Source organism: Rothia dentocariosa ATCC 17931 (assembly GCF_000164695.2).
In the GTDB taxonomy this organism is placed as follows: Bacteria; Actinomycetota; Actinomycetes; order Actinomycetales; family Micrococcaceae; genus Rothia; species Rothia dentocariosa.
Genome location: NC_014643.1, coordinates 1,582,256 through 1,602,250, shown reverse-complemented (window position 1 = coordinate 1,602,250; position 19,995 = coordinate 1,582,256). Strand labels below are relative to the sequence as shown.

Genomic DNA, 19,995 nt, shown 5'->3' with positions numbered 1-19,995 from the left:
TAAGAATTTAGGATGCGGAACGGGTAAAGGTCTTCGTTGCAGGATCATCGTATTCCCGCACAGTACGTATTTCTATCCCTCCATGTTCTGGGTCATTAGCAGCTATACGCTGTGCCTTATACTGCGCGAGCTTGCTCTCTTCAGTCAGCCAGAGGACATAGTACCGTTTACCATCAAGCGTGTACTGCAACTCGGGATGGTTATACCCTACTTGGTAGCCGTAAGCACTCTGCTGAGGGGCATTAACAAGAATATCCTCAGCGCCCTGATAATGTAATTGCTCGATGGTGCGCTGTAAGTCGTCGTTCTGACTGGTAACGGGGCTTATGAGTGCCATGTATTTATTCCTTCGTCATGGGGCGGGGGATGTAATGATCTACATTAGCGATAGTATCGGATAGAGTTTGCAGGTGTACGAGTTTTCGTCACCAATATTTAGGCTTTTACCTTCCGGTCTCCTGGCAGCGTGCTTCTTTCCATGCTTCGTGAGCCTGCCAACTGGGGCCTTCGATAATCTGTTCCCGATTTTGTATGACACCCCACGGAGCATTTTCATCTTCGCTCAGGATGTGAATTACCCAGTCCTCACCATGAATATCGCGAACGGTAATAAGCGGATCATAGGCATCTGGTGTATCCGCTTCAACGGCAATTATCATGCCGCCTTGGAGAGCTTTAATAGGCTCTTGCTGATTCTTCGGAAACTCCTCTAGGCGATTTTTCTCTAGTGCTGGAGCGATACGCCAGTCACAATCCACATAGAGCTTAAAGGAAGAATTATCTTTATTACATGTGAAAGAGAAATTCAAATCTCCCACGCTAACCTGTTCAACCGGTAATGGCAACAATGCCTGCAGCTCACTCAGACGTAGAGAATCAGCCTGATATTCATCTAAAGGCTCGAATTCATCAGATTTTTCAGGTTCATTCTTCTGGACATCATCAAGATATGGTTTCGATGAGTCTTCATCATCACCATAGCTATCGTAAAGATGATCAAGTTTATATTCTTTGCGCGCTTGGGCAAAGCTCAAAGGCCGCAAAGACTCAGGGTTTTCATGCATCCAAGGTGCATCTACATTGCATACAAGTGCAGGACCAGTGTAGAAACTCAGATTATATGGGTCAATCCCCAGCTGCCGTGCATAATGGAGCAATATTTCTGGAGAGAATCGGTCAGTTACTTTATGTTTACTGTAAACATTTGTATCCTCAAATTCAAAAGGATTACCACTACTTTGAAAAAACCATTTCCTTACACCTTCACGCCCCAGGTGCAGTGAACGACCACGGTTATTACCACAGATTTTCTGTCCAGAGCCATTATAATATGTAAGCCGAATACTTCCATAAGACTCTCGATATTTTTCGAGTTCTTTATAATTTTTTGGCGGGTATATATTAGGTACATAACGTATAAAAACACTATCCAATAAATATTTCTTTTTCATATTCCACATTATCGTTGTATAATCTACCGGCTTAGGACTATTAGTTAACATAACGGTCCAACCATTACGACATTGAGCAAATATAATCTTTGACTCTGCACGTGTTAAAGGATTTAAGGCATCAAATATTGCTTCCCCAGCAAGATTTTCTTCAGTATTAGTCAGAAACTGTGGAAATATTATATTCTTTGCCCAGTCTTGGTAATACGTAGCAACTCGACGGTAATCGCCCCTAAAAAATACCAAATTATACGTAGTAGGCTCATACCGACCACCAGCTAGACGATAACGGTTAACATCCTCAACCATAGGGGTTACCCTTTCAAACATAGTTATTTTTTATACGGATCAACAATACGTAGCTCAATGCCACCATGTGCGGGATCGTTAGCCGCAATACGTTCGGCATGCCCAATTTCACGTCCAGAAGTAGTACGATCCCATTCAACATAGTACCGTTTACCATCTTTAGTAAATTGAAGATCTGGACGATTCGTCACATCATCTCTTCAGAAGATACAACTAACCCTCAGTATCTGCTGGATCGACCGTTATACCTTTCAAATTACTGATAGCGTCTTCTTTAGTCTTCACATACAAAGGATGCTCCGCCCCAGGATCCTCTTCATCAAAATCAGGCACAACGATCGCCCGACCCTCAAAAAAACTCTAATACAGTATCAAGCGTATCCCGAGAAACGTCCATAGCATAAAGCACAGGTGTTGGATCATACTCCCCATCTTCATTCCAGGTACGATAAAACCTCAAATCACCGTCCACAGACTGCAACAGCTCTGCAGCCCATTCAGCCATATAATAATGAGGATCTTTAGGATCATGGAACATGACATCATAATCGCGCAGCACAACAAAAACACCCTGACTCAAATCCAACCAATGCAAATCCTCAAGATACTCATGAATCCAATCATCCGGAAGCCGAGGAATCTCATACGGAAACTCAATAGCCTCAAAAACTATGACGGATGCTTCTTCCGACCCTGAGGAATTCTGAATTTTTTGCAGGGAATCTCAATGATCGCCCATCCAGACTGCCGCAACAACTCCAACTGCCACTCTAAAACACCATCCTCCCGCACATAAACAACCGGGAAAAAAGTCTTATTCGACTTATCTGCGTAAAAGCCCATTTTCTACTCCTTAATCACAATAAACGTCTCATCATGATGCGGAAATAAAAAAATTTGAGGGTCATCCATGAAGCGGCAGTACCCCAATCATGAATAACCCTCAATATATACGAACGTGCTTATATACTATTCTGTATCATCAACATCTTCACTATGCACTAGGTGCACCTTGGAGGCAAGAGCAGGGTCATAAAATGGTGGTTCAGGATAATACCGAGGATCAGCAACATAGATACCCGTAGCCTGCGGATCATGGTTTATAACCCCACCAAAGAGCTGACCTGTCTTATCGTATAGAGGGTCCGGGGCACCATTCGGGAAATTCCTTCGCTGTTCTTCTTCGAAATCAGACCACGGATACCGCGTACCCTTACCAGCAACCATCACGTTCTCAGCACCCATCAGCTCCTCAAACTGCGGAATATACGAGATGGGAAGACCAACACCATACCCCACCACCACAGGATATTCCTCATAGATATACCCACGAAGATCAGAATAGTAGTAGCTCATACGTTCAGCTAATTGAAGCGCATACTCCGGAGCATAAAAAGGCGAACACTCTTCCCGTACGCTAAAGAGAACTTCAAAGTTCTTATAGAATACAAAAAGACCCTGACGCATATCATTCCAATCAGCTTCCTCAACAGCATCTTTAACCCAAAACCCATTCACCCACTGATCCGGAGCAATATTAAACCCAAGCGCTCGTAAAAGCCTGCACCCAAGTTCGTGCGAGGTATCCACACCAGCACAATCCACTTCAGCGATATACCAACCCTGCTGCTGCAAACGAGGCTTCATCACTTTCTCCCAATACCCACTCTCCCGAGTGAACACCGGAACAACGAACTCATCCTTATATTCTTTTTCATAAACCATATAGTTATTTCCTTAAGAAATCCCACACAGGGGGATTCATAAAGAACCTACCTAAGTCCCTTATGAATAAACCCTTAAGCAACATTCCAAAATTTCAACCTCAAATACTATCATGTTTATCCCATTTCTATAAGCCTCGGGCCATCTAGGGTACACAGAAACTCTATTCGGCAAGCTAGTTGACTTCATTATTCTGACTATTAATCCGCCAAATAGGTTATACTCGAGCGCACGATCTCGGTTATACCAGCCTTATCCACCGAATCCATCACCGAACACAACGCAGCCGATAACAACCGCGACTCAGCATAAGAACTAAACCGGTACTGCTGCAGGCTAGGTTCTTTACTCGCAGTCAGGGTCAGCATAAAATTCTCAAGCGACCAATCTGTAAAAGTTTGAACGGCCTTGACCATATCGAACTCATAAGCCTGCACCCATGCCTGATCTATAGATTGATTCTCGAACCCAGTACCGGTTGAATTATGCGGATACAGGCTGAACCTCAAGACGACTATTCATCCACAGGATATCCTGCATCACCCGTAAACGCGGGACTCTCCGGATACCTTTCAGGATCAAAAATCCACTCCCCCCTCTCATCACACCGAGGAGCCGGGAACCCCTGAGGAAAATATTTTTTCTTCCGCTCCTCATGCCAAGTCCACGGATACTCCACCACCTCCGGGCCAGCAATCAGAATCTCATTATTTCCTGCAAAGAACTGCTCCACACGCGGCAAAGAAGCCCGACTCACCCCGAACCCGTACCCTAAAGTCACCTCATAATCATCCCCAGACCGAGGACGTGGGCTAGGACGCATAGGATAGACCAGACGCATATAATCAACCATATGCACGGCATAAATAGCGTAACTATCGTTCCCTAAACGGTCCGCCATCGACAGAACGTCCTCAAAGTTTTTATAGTACACAAACAACCCCTGACGCAGATCAAGCCAATCGACTGCAGTAGCGTATTCATAAGCCCACTCTGTATCGAACTCATGCAAGAAAGAGTCCCAGTCGAAATCCAGGGCTGTTAAAAGACGACGCCCAAAGTCCCGGGCATCTACCACCCCAGCACAATCAACCTCTGCGATATACCACCCTTCACGCTCAAGATAGGGCTTCATACAATTCTGCCAATACCCATCTTCCTCAATGAAGATCGGGGCGATGAAGGGTTTTGAAAGATTATGTTGATATGGCATACTGTTTCTTTCCCAAAATTAACTCACGAGGCAAATAAAGATATAGAGCACGACCTGAGGTGTAACCCATATACGTCATCTAGCTAACCACCAGATGCCTTGATACTATGAGTCCTTACTGCCAGTGTAGGATGTGCTCTCGGGGTACTCATCAGGATCATTAATCCACTCCGTACCATTCTCATCATACCGAGGATCGGGAAAACCATTAGGGAAGTATTTCTTCTTCCGCTCTTCCTGTTGAGACCAAGGGTATTCAGTATCAGGACCAGCACAGATTATTTCGTGACCTCCAAAATACTCCTCAACGCGAGGAAGGGAATCTTTCGACACCTCAAGCCCATACCCAAAAAGAACCTCGTATTCGTCATCACGCCACATAGGACGCCGTGGGTAATAAGCATTCATAATGTAAAGGATATCCACACTATACCTAACATAACCCTCCATGTTTAAACCGTCAGCCATAGATAGAACATCTTCAAAGTTTTTATAGTAGACAAACAATCCTTGACGCATATCAAGCCAATCGATATCCTCTGCATATTCTTCAGCCCATTTCAAATCAAATTTATGCGGGAATGAACTCCAATCAAAACTGATAGCATTCATAAAACGAATAGCAAAATCATAGGCATCCACAACCCCTGCGCAATCAACTATAACAACATGCCACCCCTCCTGACGCAGAGAAGGAAGCATATAGTTTTCCCAATAATTATTATCTCGTATAAAAACAGGGATATTAAACGGTTTAGAATATAAAGCCTCATAAGGCATATTCGTTTCCTTTCCAAATTAATCAACAAGGCGGACAAAAGTTAAATAGTGATCTGGCGAATAGTAAATACTTCCATTGCTTCCTACTACGATACGATGTGTTCCCCGATTAAGTCTTGGTTTACCATTTTCTTTGATGATATACTCTGGCGGTTTTGCATCATATTCAGTATATGTAATAAGATTACCATCCTTATCTTTTGTTGGGAGTATGCTACCATCTTTACTGCCCATAGGCCTATTCTCGAAAACTTTAGAACTGCTCAACCCTTAAACACGACTAATAAATTTAAAACACAAAAACACTGGCCCCTGCAACAAAGCAAAACCGCAGGAACCAATAGTTTTTATATGAGACTATCTCCACTAATTTACCTGAAGAGAACTCCACGTGAATAAATATTGTAAAATCCGGTTAAAGAGCCAAAAATGAGAACCCCTGGTATTACTTACTCTCATATTTCCAGTTCTCCAAAACCTCATCCTTATTCTTCACATACAAAGGATGCTCCGCCCCAGGGTCATTTTCATCGAAATCAGGAATCACGATCGCCCGACCCTCAAAAAACTCCAACACCTGATCAAGATGCTCTTGAGACACCTCCATACCATAAAGAATATTCGCAGGATCATACTCCCCATCCTCATCCTCCGAATACCGGTACCTCAACTCAGTATCCACAGTCTGCAACAGCTGTGCAGCCCACTTCGCCATATAATAATGAGGATCATGAGGGCTCTGGAATAGTGCATCATAATTCTTCAGAGCAAAAAAGAACCCCTGACTCAAATCCAGCCAATGCAAATCCTCAAGATACTCATGAATCCAATCATCTGGCATATCAGGAATCTCCTCAGGAAACTCAATAGCCTCAAAAACCATCACAGAAGCTTCCGCAGACCCCGAAGACTCCAATAACTTTTCACAGGAAAGCTCAATAATCTTCCACCCAGCCTGCCGCAACAGCTCTAATTGTCGCTCTAAAACACCATCCTCCCGAACATAAATAACCGGGAAAAAGACGTCATCCCACTCATCAGTATAAAAAACCATAATATTTCTACTTCTCAATGGGCGTGAAGATTTCTCCGTGCGCGCGGACGACTTCTAACCCTCAGTATCCTCTGGGTCAACCGTCATCCCTCGCCAACTCCTAATAGTATCTTCCTTATTTCTAACATACACTGGATACTCAGCCCCAGGGTCATTTTCATCGAAATCAGGAATCACGATCGCCCGACCCTCAAAAAACTCCAACACCTGATCAAGATGCTCTTGAGACACCTCCATACCATAAAGAATATTCGCAGGATCATACTCCCCATCCTCATCCTCCGAATACCGGTACCTCAACTCAGTATCCACAGTCTGCAACAGCTGTGCAGCCCACTTCGCCATATAATAATGAGGATCATGAGGGCTCTGGAATAGTGCATCATAATTCTTCAGAGCAAAAAAAGAACCCCTGACTCAAATCCAGCCAATGCAAATCCTCAAGATACTCATGAATCCAATCATCTGGCATATCAGGAATCTCCTCAGGAAACTCAATAGCCTCAAAAACCATCACAGAAGCTTCCGCAGACCCCGAAGACTCCAATAACTTTTCACAGGAAAGCTCAATAATCTTCCACCCAGCCTGCCGCAACAGCTCTAATTGTCGCTCTAAAACACCATCCTCCCGCACATAAACAACCGGGAAAAAGACGTCATCCCACTCATCAGTATAAAAACCCATAGGTTCGTAATAATTCATAATATTTTTATTCCTTAATCAAAATAAACGTTTCATCATGGTTCGGCATATAGAACATCAGGGCTGCCCACAAGCGACACCAATCGATCATAGACAACCCTGCCTTTTCTTATATATAGGTTCATTGATTCTATTCCGCTACTCTGGCAAATGCAGATACTCATCCACGAAAGGACCCAGGGCCTCCGCACTCTCAAGCTCAGGATGCTCAGGTTCAAACCTATCCACAACTACCACATATCCCTGGAAAAAATCCCGCACCAGCGAAAGATTCTTCTCAGAACATTCAAAACCGTAGGTAAATTTAAGGTTCGCTTCTCCTTCCTCCAAAAGCTCCCAACGGTACCTGGTTTGCAACCGGTGGAGATGCTGGCAAAGATAACTTGCTATTCGAGAATTCTTGAGAATAATATCATCAAAATTAGATATATACACAAAAAAACCATGCGATATATCCAGCCATTGATCAATATCCTCAATATAATCTAATGTCCATTGCGAACCATAATCCGGAATATCCCAGGGACATTTAATAGCACGAAGTATTTCAGATGTCATGGTATCAAAATCGATAATAACATTTCCTCTAATTTCAATAATTTCCCACCCAGAAGAAACTAATGAATCTATCCTATTATGGTGAATAGGCTCTCCTTTTAGATAAATATTTGGTGTTATAGGATATCTTTCATCCATTTTAAAATCAATAGTCATATTTATAGTCCTTTCAGAAGAACAAAAGTCCTGTAATGATCAGGAGTATAATAAATATCTCCATTACTCCCAACGACTAAACGTTCTGTGTCTCGTCTTCCTCTAATCCTTGGTTCATTGCGGATAATGTATCCAGAATCACGAACATCAAGCTTATAATATTGAATACTGAGGTTTGTTCGGATGTACTTTACCCATTACTGCCGCCGGTATAGGAAGTGCTCTCAGGGTACTCATCAGGATCATTAATCCAATCCGTACCATCCTCATACAACGGGTCAGGAAAACCATTCGGGAAAAACAGTTTCTTAAACCTCTCCACCCGTGACCAAGGATACTTGGCCCCGTCAGCAGCGACCACGATGCTATCGTTGAAAAACTCTTTCACACGCGGCAAGCTTTCCTGTGAAATATCAAAACCATAACCAACCATGACTTGATATAGCCCGCTGCCGTGTAATTGGCGAGTGGCGTAATATACTTCCATTTCTTCCAGAATATTTACGCACGCTGTAACAGCCTTATCATCCATCACGAAAAGGTCCTCAAAATTCTTGTACAACACAAAAAGTCCTTGACGCATATCAAACCAGTTAATCAGACAGGCATCCTCAGAAGCCCAACGCAGGTTAAAATCATCCGGAATAGCATAAACACTCTCAATACTCTCAACCAGACGATACGCAAAATCCAACGTGGTTTTTACCCCAGCACAGTCAACAACAATAACCTTCCCCCCTCCGCCTCCAGATAAGGCAGCATATGGTTCTCCCAGTACCCATCCTCACGGATAAACAAAGGAGCAGTAAATTCTACAGTTCCGTTAAGCGTGTAACTCATCTTTTTCTCTTCGAATTTTTAGGGGAAGATATATAAAGTTTTACTTAGACGAGTCTTCTTCATTATCTTCAACGTAGGAAGTACTTTCCGGGTACTCATCAGGATCCATAACCCATGATCCATCCTCATAACGAGGATCAGGGAAACCATTGGGAAAGAATGTTTTTTTAAATTTCTCTGCACCATCCCACGGATATTTAACATCACTCGCAGCAACAACAATATTATCTGCAAAAAATTCTTTCACTTGAGGTAGACTCTCTTGTGAAATTTCAAACCCATATCCAAAGAGAACCTGGTATAGACCGTTACCAAATGATGGGCGAACACTATAATATTCATCCATAGTTTCTATAATGTTGACACATGCAGTTAACTTCCTATGATCGAGTATCAGAAGATCCTCAAAGTTTTTATACAAAACGAAAAGCCCTTGACGCATATCCCTGTTCCTGATGAGGCATGCTTCTTCGGAAGCCCAACGCAGATTAAACCCTTCAGGATACGAATAACCGCTGTCAATACTTTCCACAAGACGATAAGCAAAATCTTGTATAGAAGTCACACCTGCACAATCAACAACAATAACAGCCCAACCTTCTACCTCAAGATAAGGTGCCATATGATTCTGCCAATATCCACTCTCACGAATAAAGAGAGGAGCTTTAAAGAGGCCAGGGTATTTTGTCGTATAACTCATCATTTCTCGCTAGTCTATTAGTAGAATAAATGTATGATAATGATCTAAAGTAAGGTAAATACTTCCATTGCTACCTATTAACAGGCGTTCAGTACCTCGTGTCATTTCAGGCTCCCCATCAGCCTTGAGAATTACTTTACCATCTTTATCTATTCTGGGTCGTCGAGGTATAAAATCCATTTCGGTGTAGGTTATATTGCCTCCTTTAACATCAGCTGTCGGTAAAATATTTCCTATACCTTCACCCTCCTCTGGAATATTGTCAAAATTCCTGCCCTCATTAGCACTAACAATAGGATCACCCTCAACATTGAGGTAAAAAACAACACATAAATACTCAACCCTTAAACACGACTAATAAATTTAAAATACAAAAACACTGACCCCTGCAACAAAGCAAAACCGCAGGAACCAGTAGTTTTTATATGAGACTATCTCCACTAATTTACCTGAAGAGAACTCCACGTGAATAAATATTGTAAAATCTGGTTAAAGAGCCAAAAAATGAGAACCCCTGGTATTATTTACTCTCATATTTCCAGCTCTCCAAAACCTCATCCTTATTCTTCACATACACAACTGGGAAGAAGCTATTGCCGTACCCGTCGTCGTAGTAGCTCATAATTGGTTACTCCTTGGCTATCAGTGTCTTGTTAGCTGTTCCCGCCGGTATAGGTGGTGCTCTCGGGGTACTCATCAGGATCATTAATCCACTCCGTACCATCCTCATACAACGGGTCAGGAAAACCATTCGGAAAGAAAAACTTCTTGCTCTTTTCCACTTCAGTCCAAGGGTACTCTGCCTCGTCTGCCGCGATGACTACTCGATTTTCAAAGAACTCTTCCATCTGGGACACGTTCTCTTGTGAAATATCAAAACCGTACCCACAAGTACTTGATATGATCCACTACCATGTAGTGGACGACCAGCATAATTTACCTCCATGATCTCAAGGATATTCACACATGCGCTTATATCATCATCAGCCATAGTAAAAAGCTGCTCAAAATTCTTATACAAAACGAAAAGCCCCTGACGCATATCCCTATCCCTAATCAAACATGCCTCTTCAGCAGCCCAACGCATATTAAAACCTTCGGGAAAACTGTAGGTAGGGTCGATAGTTTTAACTAACCGCCTGGCGAAGTCCATATACGATACCACCCCAGCACAATCAATAGTGATGACAGCCCACCCCTCCGATTCTAGATAAGGCAGCATATGACTCTCCCAGTACCCATCCTCACGGATAAACAAAGGAGCGGTAAATTCTACGGCAGACCGTTCTTGTTGATAAGGCATATTTCTCTCTGAAATGCAGACAGGCAAAGGAGCCTAACTATGTTTACTCAGATGAACTTTCTCCCTCACGACCGCCGGTATAGGAAGTGCTCTCAGGGTACTCATCAGGATCATTAATCCAATCCGTACCATCCTCATACAACGGGTCAGGAAAACCATCTGGGAAAAACAGTTTCTTAAACCTTTCCACCCGTGACCAAGGATACTTGGCCCCGTCCATGGCGAACACAACCTTGCCTTCGAAAAACTCTTTCACCCGCGGCAAGCTTTCTTGTGAAATGTCAAAACCGTACCCAACTAGAACTTCGTACAGACCACTGCCATGTAGTGGACGACCAGCATAATTTACTTCCATGATCTCAAGGATATTTACACATGCGCTTATATCATCATCAGCCATAGTAAAAAGCTGCTCGAAATTCTTATACAAAACGAAAAGCCCCTGCTGCATATCCCTATCCCTAATTGAACATGCTTCTTCGGATGCCCAGCGCATATTGAAACCTTCGGGAAAACTGTAGTTAGGGTCGATAGTTTTAACTAATCGCCTGGCGAAGTCCATGTACGATACCACTCCAGCACAATCAACAGTAATGACAGCCCACCCCTCCGCTTCCAGATAGGGCAGCATATGGTTCTCCCAGTATCCATCCTCACGGATAAACAAAGGAGCTGTAAATTCTACGGCAGACCGTTCTTGTTGATAAGGCATGTTTCTCTCTAAAATGCAGACAGACAAAGGAGTCTAACTATGTTTACTCAGATGAACTTTCTCCCTTACGATCACCAGTATAGGAAGTGCTCTCGGGGTACTCATCAGGATCATCAATCCACTCCGTACCATCCTCATACAACGGATCAGGAAAACCCTGAGGAAAAAACACTTTCTTAAACCTTTCCACACGTGACCAAGGATATTCGACCCCGTCCATGGCGAACACAACCTTGCCCTCGAAAAACTCTTCTACACGCGGCACACTCTCCTGCGAGATTTCGAATCCCCACCCAAAAAGAACCTGATAAAGACCACTACCATGGATCGGACGTACTGTATAACGTGTGTCCATCTGTTCAATAATATTTACGCATAGGCTCACGTCCTCGTCATCCATCACGAAGAGGTCATCAAAATTCTTGTACAACACAAAAAGTCCTTGACGCATATCAAACCAGTCAATCAGACAAGCATCTTCTGAAGCCCAGCGCAGGTTAAAATCATCCGGAATAGCATAAACACTCTCAATACTCTCAACCAGACGATAGGCAAAATCCAACGTGGTTTTTACCCCAGCACAGTCAACAACAATAACCTTCCACCCCTCCGCCTCCAGATAAGGCAGCATATGGTTCTCCCAGTACCCACCCTCACGAATAAACAAAGGGGCAATGAACTCTACAGTTCCGTTAAGCGTGTAACTCATCTTTCTCTCTATTCGTCTTACTCTGTTTACTCCATTTACTCTACTATCAGGATAAACGTGTGATAATGATCCGGGCTGTAATAGATACTGCCATTACTACCCACTATCAACCTGTCATCACCACGAGTCGTATCAGGTTTCCCGTTAGGCTTCAACTCAACTTTACCGTTTTCACCGATCTTAGGTTTAGGCGCCATGAAATCCATTTCCGTATACGTAATAGGATTCCCCTCAACATCGGTAGTGGGTAGGATTTTTCCTTTTCCTTCTCCCTTCCAAGGTTCATTATTAAAGACCCGACCCTCATTAGCGCCAGGATAGTGCGGAGGAGCTCCATCCTTTATGATCTTCTGCGTAGCCTGCTGGAGATGCTCAGCAGTTTCTTGAGGAATCTGACCCTGATAGTCCTCACTCTTCACCACCCGGTGGTGCTTCAAACCCTCCTCATCAAGCTGCATTGCAGTCTGCAAATCTGGCGCAAATCGCTCCTCGGCGTCTTTCCATAACGCATGCTGAGGACGAGGCCCCGGATCTTTTGGAGGTGCCTCGGTAAATTCTCTGCCCTCAAGCTCAGCCTGCTTCTTACGAGCCTCGTATTCCTGTAAATTAGCCCTGTCGTCAAAGTAGTTTTTCTCAGCCTCTTTAAACTTTTCGTAATCGTAATAATCAGTGCGTGAGCGTCCTTTCTTATCCTTCCCCCTCCACTCTTTACGACGTACACCCTCCAACTTCTCGTCCAGATGAGTCTGCACATCACGCATCGAAACCGTCGGCCCCTCAGCGGCACCAGCCCCCTTTGCCGGAGGCAGGTTCTCAACCTTCGGTTCCTCAACAGGTTTCAGCTGCACCTCAGGCTCACGCACACCAGCAGAACCACGAGCCACCACAGCATCATCAGCCACACCACCAGGCTTAACAGCCTGCATACCAACAGCACCGGACCCAGCACCCGAAGCAGGAGGAACCTCGCCCACCTGCGGAGCCTCCACAGGCTTGAGCGGCACTGAAGACTCTTGGGCTACCCCACGGGTACTATAGGGCAGCGGGGTGTGTGCTCCTGCTTCAGGAGCCGCAACTCGCGGAGCAGCAAAACCATATCCTGTGGTATTCAGGTGCGAACGGTCGAAGAGATTGCCATAACGCCCCTGATAAGAAACTGCCTCTAAACTTTCTTTAGAAGCCGCTTTTTCAGCACCTTCTTGAGCACTCTTGCGGAAAAGCACAGGATATTTGATCGTTATAGCATTTTTACGTAGCATCTCTGTCTGAGCGCGAACACTTACAGCATCGCCTGAAGCTGCACTTGGTCTCATTACAGGAAGATGACGGACCTCATAACTTCCCCAGCGAATGCCCCAGCGAGCGAGCAAATAATCAACAGCAGGCTTAGCAGCAATTTTGAAAATCTTCCCCAAGCCCAATGTGGCCACATCAAGCAAAAGACTGATGAGCCCCTCACGCGTTACTTCACGAGGATCAACATGCCCTGTCTCCCAGCGCTGAACGACTATGGAAGTATTCATTGAAAGAAACATGCCTCCACCAATGAACCATCCAGCGGGGCCTCCAACTAGAGCAATAAGACCAGCGAGTCCATAAGTAAGGACAACATCCACCTCGTCAGGATGCGAAGCTATCCATCCAGATGGATCATTCCAAAACTCACGATTAAAATTGTCAAAATCCGCTGCAGCAGATAGCCAGTAGCGGATAAATTTATCCTGAACTGTCAGCTCAAACCCAAAGAAATCCCTATACTGACGGATAGCATCAATAGATAATGGTTGTAAACCTGTGGGGTCGTGCAGGTTCACCGGATCACCCGACGCAAACAGATACGACGCACCCATATACCCCGACCCGGCCACAGGCTCCACAGGGTCCGGCGACAAAAACCCAGCCGTCACAGGATCATACAAGCGCGCACCCATCAACTCACCGCCAACGGTTGCTAACGCACCCTGAACTGTCAAACCCACATCAGCAGGCAAACCCGGCAACCCATTACCAGCAGCTGCAGTGGTGTTGCTTCCCCAAGTCACCGGAGACGCGGCACCGAAGATATCCGTGCCAAAACCATACGCCCCCATACCTGTGCCGGTGAGGATACTATCGCGTCCACCAAGCACAGACCCCGCCGAAACCGCCTCGGTAACACCAACACCCACCAACGAAGCAGCATCAGGTACTGTCGTATCCCACACCAGCGGCGAGACAACAGGATCCTGCCTATCCTGCTGACTCCCAACAGCTACCGGCATATTCCGAACCGACGATGTCGCAAACCACACCGTCGAGTTACCCATCAGAGAATCCTCACCACCAGTAGCCACATGCCTGCCCAGCAAAGACTCGGAGCTGTGGTTGATACGCTCCACCCGCTCTAAAGAACCCAGAGCATCCCAGCCCCACGTCACAGCAGCACCAGTATGATCAGCCGCCCCCGTACGGAAACCCCGCACATCATAGGAATACTGAACCGACCCCGTACACACCAAAGATGACGTATCTAACCCGGTTAGATCCTCCACCACACCCGCAACAGGTGCAGCGGAAGAACCACCATCCTCTAGTGCCTCATACAGGCGTACCGTCTGTACCCGCTCCCCCGCATAGGAAAACGCACGCACCCGAACCAGGGCACCTTCCTGATGGGTTTCTTCCCTCATAAGCAACCCGACCGGATCATACACCCACGCCACCAACACATCATCCGAGCTCACCGCACGAATCAACCTGCCGGAAGCATCATAGGCGTACTCACACCAGGAACCCTTAACGGTATCTTCCACTCGAGTAATCTTCCCCGCAGGATTCCGGCGTACCCGCACACCCTGCACCATACCCGACGATGAACCACTAGGCTCGTCGGCCTCACCGAGAACTTCCTCAGTGTACCCCATAACGGCTCCGGACGTATCACGCACCCACGAAGAGACACACTCCCCAACCTGAACACGTTCCAAATACCCCAGCGCATCATAAGCAAACTCAGCCACCCCAGGCTTATCACCAGCACTCGATGAGTCCTCTACCCCGATACCGGCAGGGACCTGCTGTGTAGACCTAATACGCCCGCCCGGAGAATACCCATATACGGTAGAACCATACGGAGTAGTACGCTGAACCACATTCCCATCAGCATCATAGGAGTACGCTAGGCTCCACGCACCCGTAGATGCAAACACCTCAGCCGCAGAAGCATCCCCGGCAGCACATACTCGATTACCCGATGCAAAGAACGCCATATCAGAAACCTCATCCCCGAGTTTCGGGGCAGAATCCACCCTCACCAAACGTCCCAAAGCATCTGAGACATAGGTCGTCTGAACATACACATCAGCTTCGGATTCCGCGCCATCCGAGACACCGATAGAAGACCTACCAGCAGCCGTTGTTGCACTCGCGTTAGCAGAACCAACGGTGGTTGTTGCTGTAGCGACCGTAGCAGCTGCAGACCGTTGAGCGCCCAGCCGTGCCAGATTCTCCCCCGCCAGATAATCCTTCACCGTCAGGCACCGACCGGCTCGATCCCGCACCCACGCACACGCCAACCGACCCAAGCGCTCACCTGGCTTAGCCACATGCATACTCGCCACCTCGCCGGCACCATCGTATGCATACGACACCCGCGAACCATCTGGGTTCATGACTTCAGTGCACCGGTGCGCGCCATCATACGCATACTTGGTCACCGCCCCGAATGGGTCCGTCACCGACATCACATTCCCTACCGCATCATAGGCATACGAGGTTGTCGCAAAGCCCTCAGACGTAGCTACCCGACGCGCTAGCAAACGCCCCGCACCGTCATAATCAAAAAAGCATGTTCCACCCACGCCGGAAACAGCTTTAACCACACGCCCACACGCATCATAGGAGAACGACCGGGTGCCCCAAGCAGCATCCACACACCGCACCACACGCCCACACGCATCATAGGCATACCTGCCCACCAGCTTAGTCCCAGCACGACGCTCCAACACACGCCCACACAGATCATACACAAAAGACTCCACTACCACGCCAGCACGAGTCTTCGCCACCAAACGCGAATCCGCATCATACCGGTACTCAGTCATCACCCCATCAGCATCTGTCACTGAGGCAACCCGACCACACGCATCATACGAATACTCCGTCACAGCCCCCGAGGCACTCACCTGCCTGAGTAACCGCCCAGCAGCATCACACACCTCACCCGAAACCTGACCAGCAGCATCAGTACACGTCCGCAACGCATGGGCACCGGGGACCCTCACCAGATTCTCGGTCGGATCCTGCACGCGAACAGGCTCTGAAGTACCCTGATGATGCGCGGCACCCCGATCCCCTTCACCCGAGGAGGCAGTCGTAGTGTTAGTCAAAAACTGATACGCCCACGACGTGACTGCCCCGGACGGGTCAATACTGCTCATCACCCGGCCCAGCGCGTCAAATCCCACCGTCGCGGTGTTCCCAACACCGTCCTGATGCGTGATCTCACCGGCAGCACTATCTCGACTTACCCGTGTGAGCACACCCGTCGGATCGGTATGCTCCACCAAAGTATCAGCAGCGTTATACCTGCTCGCCCACACATTCCCGGCTGGGTCAATCTTTTCTGTAACCCTGCCCATACCATCATGGACAAACTTCGTCACATGCCCCAGCGGATCAGTCTCAGCAACCGTGTATCCCAGCTCGTTGATCTCACGCACGGTACGGGCACCATCAGGTGCCACCTGCGCAACCAGTTCCCCAGCGGCGTTGTACTCAAACCGGCGCACACCCCCAACCGCATCCGTGATACTGGCGACTTTACCCGCAGGAGTATATGTATACACAGTTGCGTTCCCCACCGGGTCAATTACCCGAACAGGACGCGAGGCAGCGTCATACTCCACACGCATAGTTGCCCCCGATGGAGAGATCACCGCCACCGGTCGATCCTGGGCATCATACTCAACCTTGAGCATGTCGCCCACAGCATTAAGCACTCCGGTCAGATTCCCCCGAGCATCGTAGGAAAGCCGCGTCACGACCCCTGTCGGATCTGTCACTGACGACATCTGTCCCGTCGATGTATAGGTATACCGGCTGGTGGCACCATCAGTCGTCACCGCAACCGGCTGACGCGAAAAACCCTCCTCAGCATACTCATATGAAACAACCTTTACCGGAGCATCTTTACGAATCCACTCATCCTTCGAGCCATATGTCCGCTTGTGAACCGGTCGGTCCAAGTCGTCATACTCGGTAATACTCATCGAACCTGTAGAAGCAAGCTCCTTCACCACAAGCCCACGAGTATTCGCAGACCGCACCGTCCGCGACCCTTCAAGATCGGTCACCTGAATCCGGTTCCCAAACGCGTCATAAATAAACCGAGCCGTAGACCCTTCTGCCGACGTAACCGAGACTAAACGCCCTTTACTATCAGACACCCACGTATTCGGATGCAGCGCCCGTTCAGCAGTGTCCGCAGCATCAGAGCCATCAGAGTCAGCCGCTAGAGTGTTCTCATGGGTACCGGTGGTAATCTGCGTAATCCCACCCGGCAAATACGTATAGTCAATCACACGACCATGCTCACTGACCTGCTGGGTAACACGCCCCGGATTATCCGGATCCCCATACACATTAGTCACCTCACGCACGCCACCAGTGCCCGTGACCGTCTGCACCAAACCATCCTCGGTATGCGTATACACGCGCGAGGCAACCACAACGCCGCAAGCCGCAGCAGTACCACCCTTGACAGCACTCTCAGGCTCATCCACGGGATCGGATGTTGTCTGCGAGGCTAGGGCGTAGGTTGTCGCCTCTGCCAGATGTCCCGTCTCACTATAGGCATACTCCACCCGAGATCCAGCCCCAGTAACAGCCACCGCACGCCCAGAAACATCATCATACGAGAGGCGGATAGCCTTACCGAAAGCACCCACCATAGCCCGCACACGAGAGGAAGAACCACCATTGGAAGCATCCTCATAGATAGCGGCAACCGCAGAACCAGGTTCCGAACCCCAAGAGCCCAGCCAGGCACCGCCCCGCGTATAGTAATGGTACTGCCCGGCATTATTCGACACCGCATAAAACTCACCGCCAGAGACCACTTGGTCAGAATGCTCAGCGGCCAAAGAAATCACAGCAGCAAACCCAGCACGCGCAGCCTGCGCACGCACATCACCGTTAGCCTCATCATGAGCAGCACCATTCTCAGAGTCAGAAGCCTGAGACGCAGACGAATCCGCTGGGTTCACCGTATATCGATGCAGCCACCACGCCTCCCCAGCAGCCCGAGTAAACCCAGCCCCAGCACGAGCAAAGAAGACCTGCCGCCCATCAACATCAGCCCACACCACACCAGAAGCCGTAAACCCCAAATGCGTATCCACTGTAGAAGACCACCCAGGCCCAAACGCGCCTACCGGAGCCGTATACCCCTCATGCGTAGACGCCGCCCCAGCAGCAGCGATACTGTTATACATCCGCACCAACGACACAGACCCGACAGAAAGATCCCGCTCTTCCTCAATGAAATTCCCCGTCGCCACATTCACCGGATCATTCGCATAGCCACTCGTAGGCATAGTTCCATAAATTGAAACGTCAGGAATTACAAGGTTTTTACGCCCAGGGTTAAGACCATTATCGTTTAAGAAAGCCGTAAGCGTCGCATCCGCAATAACATACTGCCCATTACTACCAGCAATCCGAAATGCATAAGCAACAGCATCAATCCAGGCTGCATCGTGGTTATTATCATTAATCCACTCAACAGTTGCTTTTAAAAGACCGGTAATATCAAGAACACCCCACTTACATGAGCTTAAATACCGCTCATACGCTGTATTAATAGAGGTGAAGTAATAGGTCATGTCTTCATAGACAACTTGCGAGAGAAACTTTGCATATCTCTCCAAAGCTTCAGGCACAGCGGACGAGACACCGCCAGAAGAGGCAAGGCTGTCAGCATATTTCTCGCTATCAGAACGAGAAAGAGACGAAACAAATTCGGAGGAACCACCTTCAGGCGCTTTGCACATTCCCCGTTCTAGGTCATAAGTATCGATTCTAACGTTAGGTTCCTCAGAAGGAACATATGCTGGACCATTCAGAAAATTCCTTTTGATCTGCTTGGATACAGACAATCCAGATAACACATTAAACAGATTATTTTCGTTGAGTTTTCTGTTATACTCTTCTTCTGCTTCTCGGGCTTTCCTACGGTTATCTTGTTCTATTTCAGCATTCCGGGAAATCTGCCTCACTGCATGAGCTGCTCGACGGCACGCATCCTCTAGTCGATGCGCATCATCTATGCACTGTTTGTAGTTCTGTACGAAGAGGTTTGCGTACCGCCCCCGAAATTCCTCGGCCGCCCGTATACCTTCTAAACGAATTCTTCCGTGGTACTCCTGAAGTTTGGAGGCAGCGCTGTCAAATGTATTTGCAAGCGCGGCAGCATCAGTAAAACTGTACTCAATGGGCTGGGTGTTAGAGTGAAAAAGGATAGAAGGCATGGCTTCGTAGGTCTCTCCGGAAGTTAGGTATAGCTAGAGTTACTCTTCATCTTACAAGGGTTCTTGAAAATAATCTGTACTTTCGGTAGAGAGTTATAAAAATGTTCAAAAATTTTTGTACTACGATTTCATATTCTTGAAGTCCTCCTTCTCTGGAGTTCAAAACCCTATATGCCATATGTGCATGCACATAGAAGAGCGGCCCTTCGGTCATGGTGACCGGAGAGCCGCTCGATGGGTGAAGCTATGTTTTAGGGTCAGCGCAGCAGCCAAC

Annotated in this window: 18 protein-coding genes and 2 pseudogenes; all 20 read right to left on the bottom strand. The window is 47.3% G+C overall.

Going from position 1 to position 19,995, the window contains the following annotated elements:
* Positions 1-7 precede the first annotated feature (7 nt).
* The 20 genes and pseudogenes from HMPREF0733_RS06940 to HMPREF0733_RS06865 all read right to left on the bottom strand — a co-directional run bounded on the left by HMPREF0733_RS06940 (position 8) and on the right by HMPREF0733_RS06865 (position 19,076).
* Entirely contained in the window at positions 8-337 is a 330-nt protein-coding gene (locus HMPREF0733_RS06940; RefSeq protein WP_013398662.1) for a hypothetical protein, read from the bottom strand.
* Between the two features lie 106 nt (positions 338-443).
* On the bottom strand, positions 444-1,760 hold the full coding sequence (locus tag HMPREF0733_RS06935) for a hypothetical protein (protein WP_013398661.1): 1,317 nt from the start codon (positions 1,758-1,760) through the stop codon (positions 444-446).
* 23 nt (positions 1,761-1,783) lie between these two features.
* Positions 1,784-1,951 (bottom strand): hypothetical protein, encoded by a 168-nt coding sequence (locus HMPREF0733_RS11260; RefSeq protein WP_004006156.1) that lies wholly within the window; start codon positions 1,949-1,951, stop codon positions 1,784-1,786.
* Positions 1,952-2,109: 158 nt separating this feature from the next.
* Positions 2,110-2,346: a hypothetical protein gene (locus tag HMPREF0733_RS11450; protein WP_013398659.1), complete on the bottom strand. Its 237-nt coding sequence runs from the start codon at positions 2,344-2,346 to the stop codon at positions 2,110-2,112.
* 83 nt (positions 2,347-2,429) lie between these two features.
* Positions 2,430-2,603, bottom strand: coding sequence for a hypothetical protein (locus HMPREF0733_RS11445; protein ID WP_013398658.1), 174 nt, complete (start codon positions 2,601-2,603; stop codon positions 2,430-2,432).
* A gap of 126 nt (positions 2,604-2,729) precedes the next feature.
* On the bottom strand, positions 2,730-3,485 hold the full coding sequence (locus HMPREF0733_RS06925) for a hypothetical protein (RefSeq protein WP_013398657.1): 756 nt from the start codon (positions 3,483-3,485) through the stop codon (positions 2,730-2,732).
* Between the two features lie 200 nt (positions 3,486-3,685).
* Positions 3,686-3,994 (bottom strand): hypothetical protein, encoded by a 309-nt coding sequence (locus HMPREF0733_RS06920; protein ID WP_013397668.1) that lies wholly within the window; start codon positions 3,992-3,994, stop codon positions 3,686-3,688.
* A gap of 5 nt (positions 3,995-3,999) precedes the next feature.
* On the bottom strand, positions 4,000-4,698 hold the full coding sequence (locus HMPREF0733_RS06915) for a hypothetical protein (protein ID WP_013398656.1): 699 nt from the start codon (positions 4,696-4,698) through the stop codon (positions 4,000-4,002).
* Between the two features lie 105 nt (positions 4,699-4,803).
* Positions 4,804-5,478, bottom strand: a complete 675-nt coding sequence (locus HMPREF0733_RS06910) for a hypothetical protein (protein ID WP_013397665.1) — start codon at positions 5,476-5,478, stop codon at positions 4,804-4,806.
* Between the two features lie 18 nt (positions 5,479-5,496).
* Positions 5,497-5,712, bottom strand: a complete 216-nt coding sequence (locus HMPREF0733_RS11015) for a ribonuclease domain-containing protein (protein ID WP_080556855.1) — start codon at positions 5,710-5,712, stop codon at positions 5,497-5,499.
* A 211-nt stretch (positions 5,713-5,923) separates the two neighbouring features.
* Entirely contained in the window at positions 5,924-6,532 is a 609-nt protein-coding gene (locus HMPREF0733_RS06905) for a hypothetical protein (protein ID WP_013397664.1), read from the bottom strand.
* Between the two features lie 54 nt (positions 6,533-6,586).
* Positions 6,587-6,877: a hypothetical protein gene (locus tag HMPREF0733_RS11440; RefSeq protein WP_013398655.1), complete on the bottom strand. Its 291-nt coding sequence runs from the start codon at positions 6,875-6,877 to the stop codon at positions 6,587-6,589.
* Between the two features lie 37 nt (positions 6,878-6,914).
* The gene (locus HMPREF0733_RS11435; protein WP_013398654.1) at positions 6,915-7,235 is read right to left on the bottom strand and encodes a hypothetical protein; all 321 of its coding nucleotides are present in this window, start codon (positions 7,233-7,235) and stop codon (positions 6,915-6,917) included.
* A gap of 138 nt (positions 7,236-7,373) precedes the next feature.
* Positions 7,374-7,949 (bottom strand): hypothetical protein, encoded by a 576-nt coding sequence (locus HMPREF0733_RS06895; RefSeq protein WP_013398653.1) that lies wholly within the window; start codon positions 7,947-7,949, stop codon positions 7,374-7,376.
* 190 nt (positions 7,950-8,139) lie between these two features.
* A pseudogene (locus HMPREF0733_RS06890) lies at positions 8,140-8,789 on the bottom strand (hypothetical protein).
* Between the two features lie 40 nt (positions 8,790-8,829).
* Positions 8,830-9,492, bottom strand: a complete 663-nt coding sequence (locus tag HMPREF0733_RS06885) for a hypothetical protein (protein ID WP_013398650.1) — start codon at positions 9,490-9,492, stop codon at positions 8,830-8,832.
* Between the two features lie 650 nt (positions 9,493-10,142).
* Positions 10,143-10,792, bottom strand: a pseudogene (locus HMPREF0733_RS06880) (hypothetical protein).
* Between the two features lie 43 nt (positions 10,793-10,835).
* Complete coding sequence (locus HMPREF0733_RS06875) at positions 10,836-11,504, bottom strand: hypothetical protein (protein ID WP_013398647.1); 669 nt, start codon at positions 11,502-11,504, stop codon at positions 10,836-10,838.
* 43 nt (positions 11,505-11,547) lie between these two features.
* Complete coding sequence (locus HMPREF0733_RS06870) at positions 11,548-12,213, bottom strand: hypothetical protein (RefSeq protein ID WP_013398646.1); 666 nt, start codon at positions 12,211-12,213, stop codon at positions 11,548-11,550.
* Positions 12,214-12,248: 35 nt separating this feature from the next.
* The gene (locus HMPREF0733_RS06865; RefSeq protein WP_169310260.1) at positions 12,249-19,076 is read right to left on the bottom strand and encodes a DUF6531 domain-containing protein; all 6,828 of its coding nucleotides are present in this window, start codon (positions 19,074-19,076) and stop codon (positions 12,249-12,251) included.
* Positions 19,077-19,995: the final 919 nt, after the last annotated feature.

Coding starts and splice junctions, on each gene's coding strand:
- HMPREF0733_RS06885 (WP_013398650.1), bottom strand. CDS start 9,492: ATGATGAGTTATACGACAAAATACCCTGGCCTCTTTAAAGCTCCTCTC.
- HMPREF0733_RS11435 (WP_013398654.1), bottom strand. CDS start 7,235: ATGAATTATTACGAACCTATGGGTTTTTATACTGATGAGTGGGATGAC.
- HMPREF0733_RS06870 (WP_013398646.1), bottom strand. CDS start 12,213: ATGAGTTACACGCTTAACGGAACTGTAGAGTTCATTGCCCCTTTGTTT.
- HMPREF0733_RS06915 (WP_013398656.1), bottom strand. CDS start 4,698: ATGCCATATCAACATAATCTTTCAAAACCCTTCATCGCCCCGATCTTC.
- HMPREF0733_RS06895 (WP_013398653.1), bottom strand. CDS start 7,949: ATGACTATTGATTTTAAAATGGATGAAAGATATCCTATAACACCAAAT.
- HMPREF0733_RS11445 (WP_013398658.1), bottom strand. CDS start 2,603: ATGGGCTTTTACGCAGATAAGTCGAATAAGACTTTTTTCCCGGTTGTT.
- HMPREF0733_RS11440 (WP_013398655.1), bottom strand. CDS start 6,877: ATGGCGAAGTGGGCTGCACAGCTGTTGCAGACTGTGGATACTGAGTTG.
- HMPREF0733_RS06935 (WP_013398661.1), bottom strand. CDS start 1,760: ATGGTTGAGGATGTTAACCGTTATCGTCTAGCTGGTGGTCGGTATGAG.
- HMPREF0733_RS06925 (WP_013398657.1), bottom strand. CDS start 3,485: ATGGTTTATGAAAAAGAATATAAGGATGAGTTCGTTGTTCCGGTGTTC.
- HMPREF0733_RS06865 (WP_169310260.1), bottom strand. CDS start 19,076: ATGACCTATTACTTCACCTCTATTAATACAGCGTATGAGCGGTATTTA.
- HMPREF0733_RS11015 (WP_080556855.1), bottom strand. CDS start 5,712: ATGGGCAGTAAAGATGGTAGCATACTCCCAACAAAAGATAAGGATGGT.
- HMPREF0733_RS06905 (WP_013397664.1), bottom strand. CDS start 6,532: ATGGTTTTTTATACTGATGAGTGGGATGACGTCTTTTTCCCGGTTATT.
- HMPREF0733_RS06940 (WP_013398662.1), bottom strand. CDS start 337: ATGGCACTCATAAGCCCCGTTACCAGTCAGAACGACGACTTACAGCGC.
- HMPREF0733_RS06875 (WP_013398647.1), bottom strand. CDS start 11,504: ATGCCTTATCAACAAGAACGGTCTGCCGTAGAATTTACAGCTCCTTTG.
- HMPREF0733_RS06910 (WP_013397665.1), bottom strand. CDS start 5,478: ATGCCTTATGAGGCTTTATATTCTAAACCGTTTAATATCCCTGTTTTT.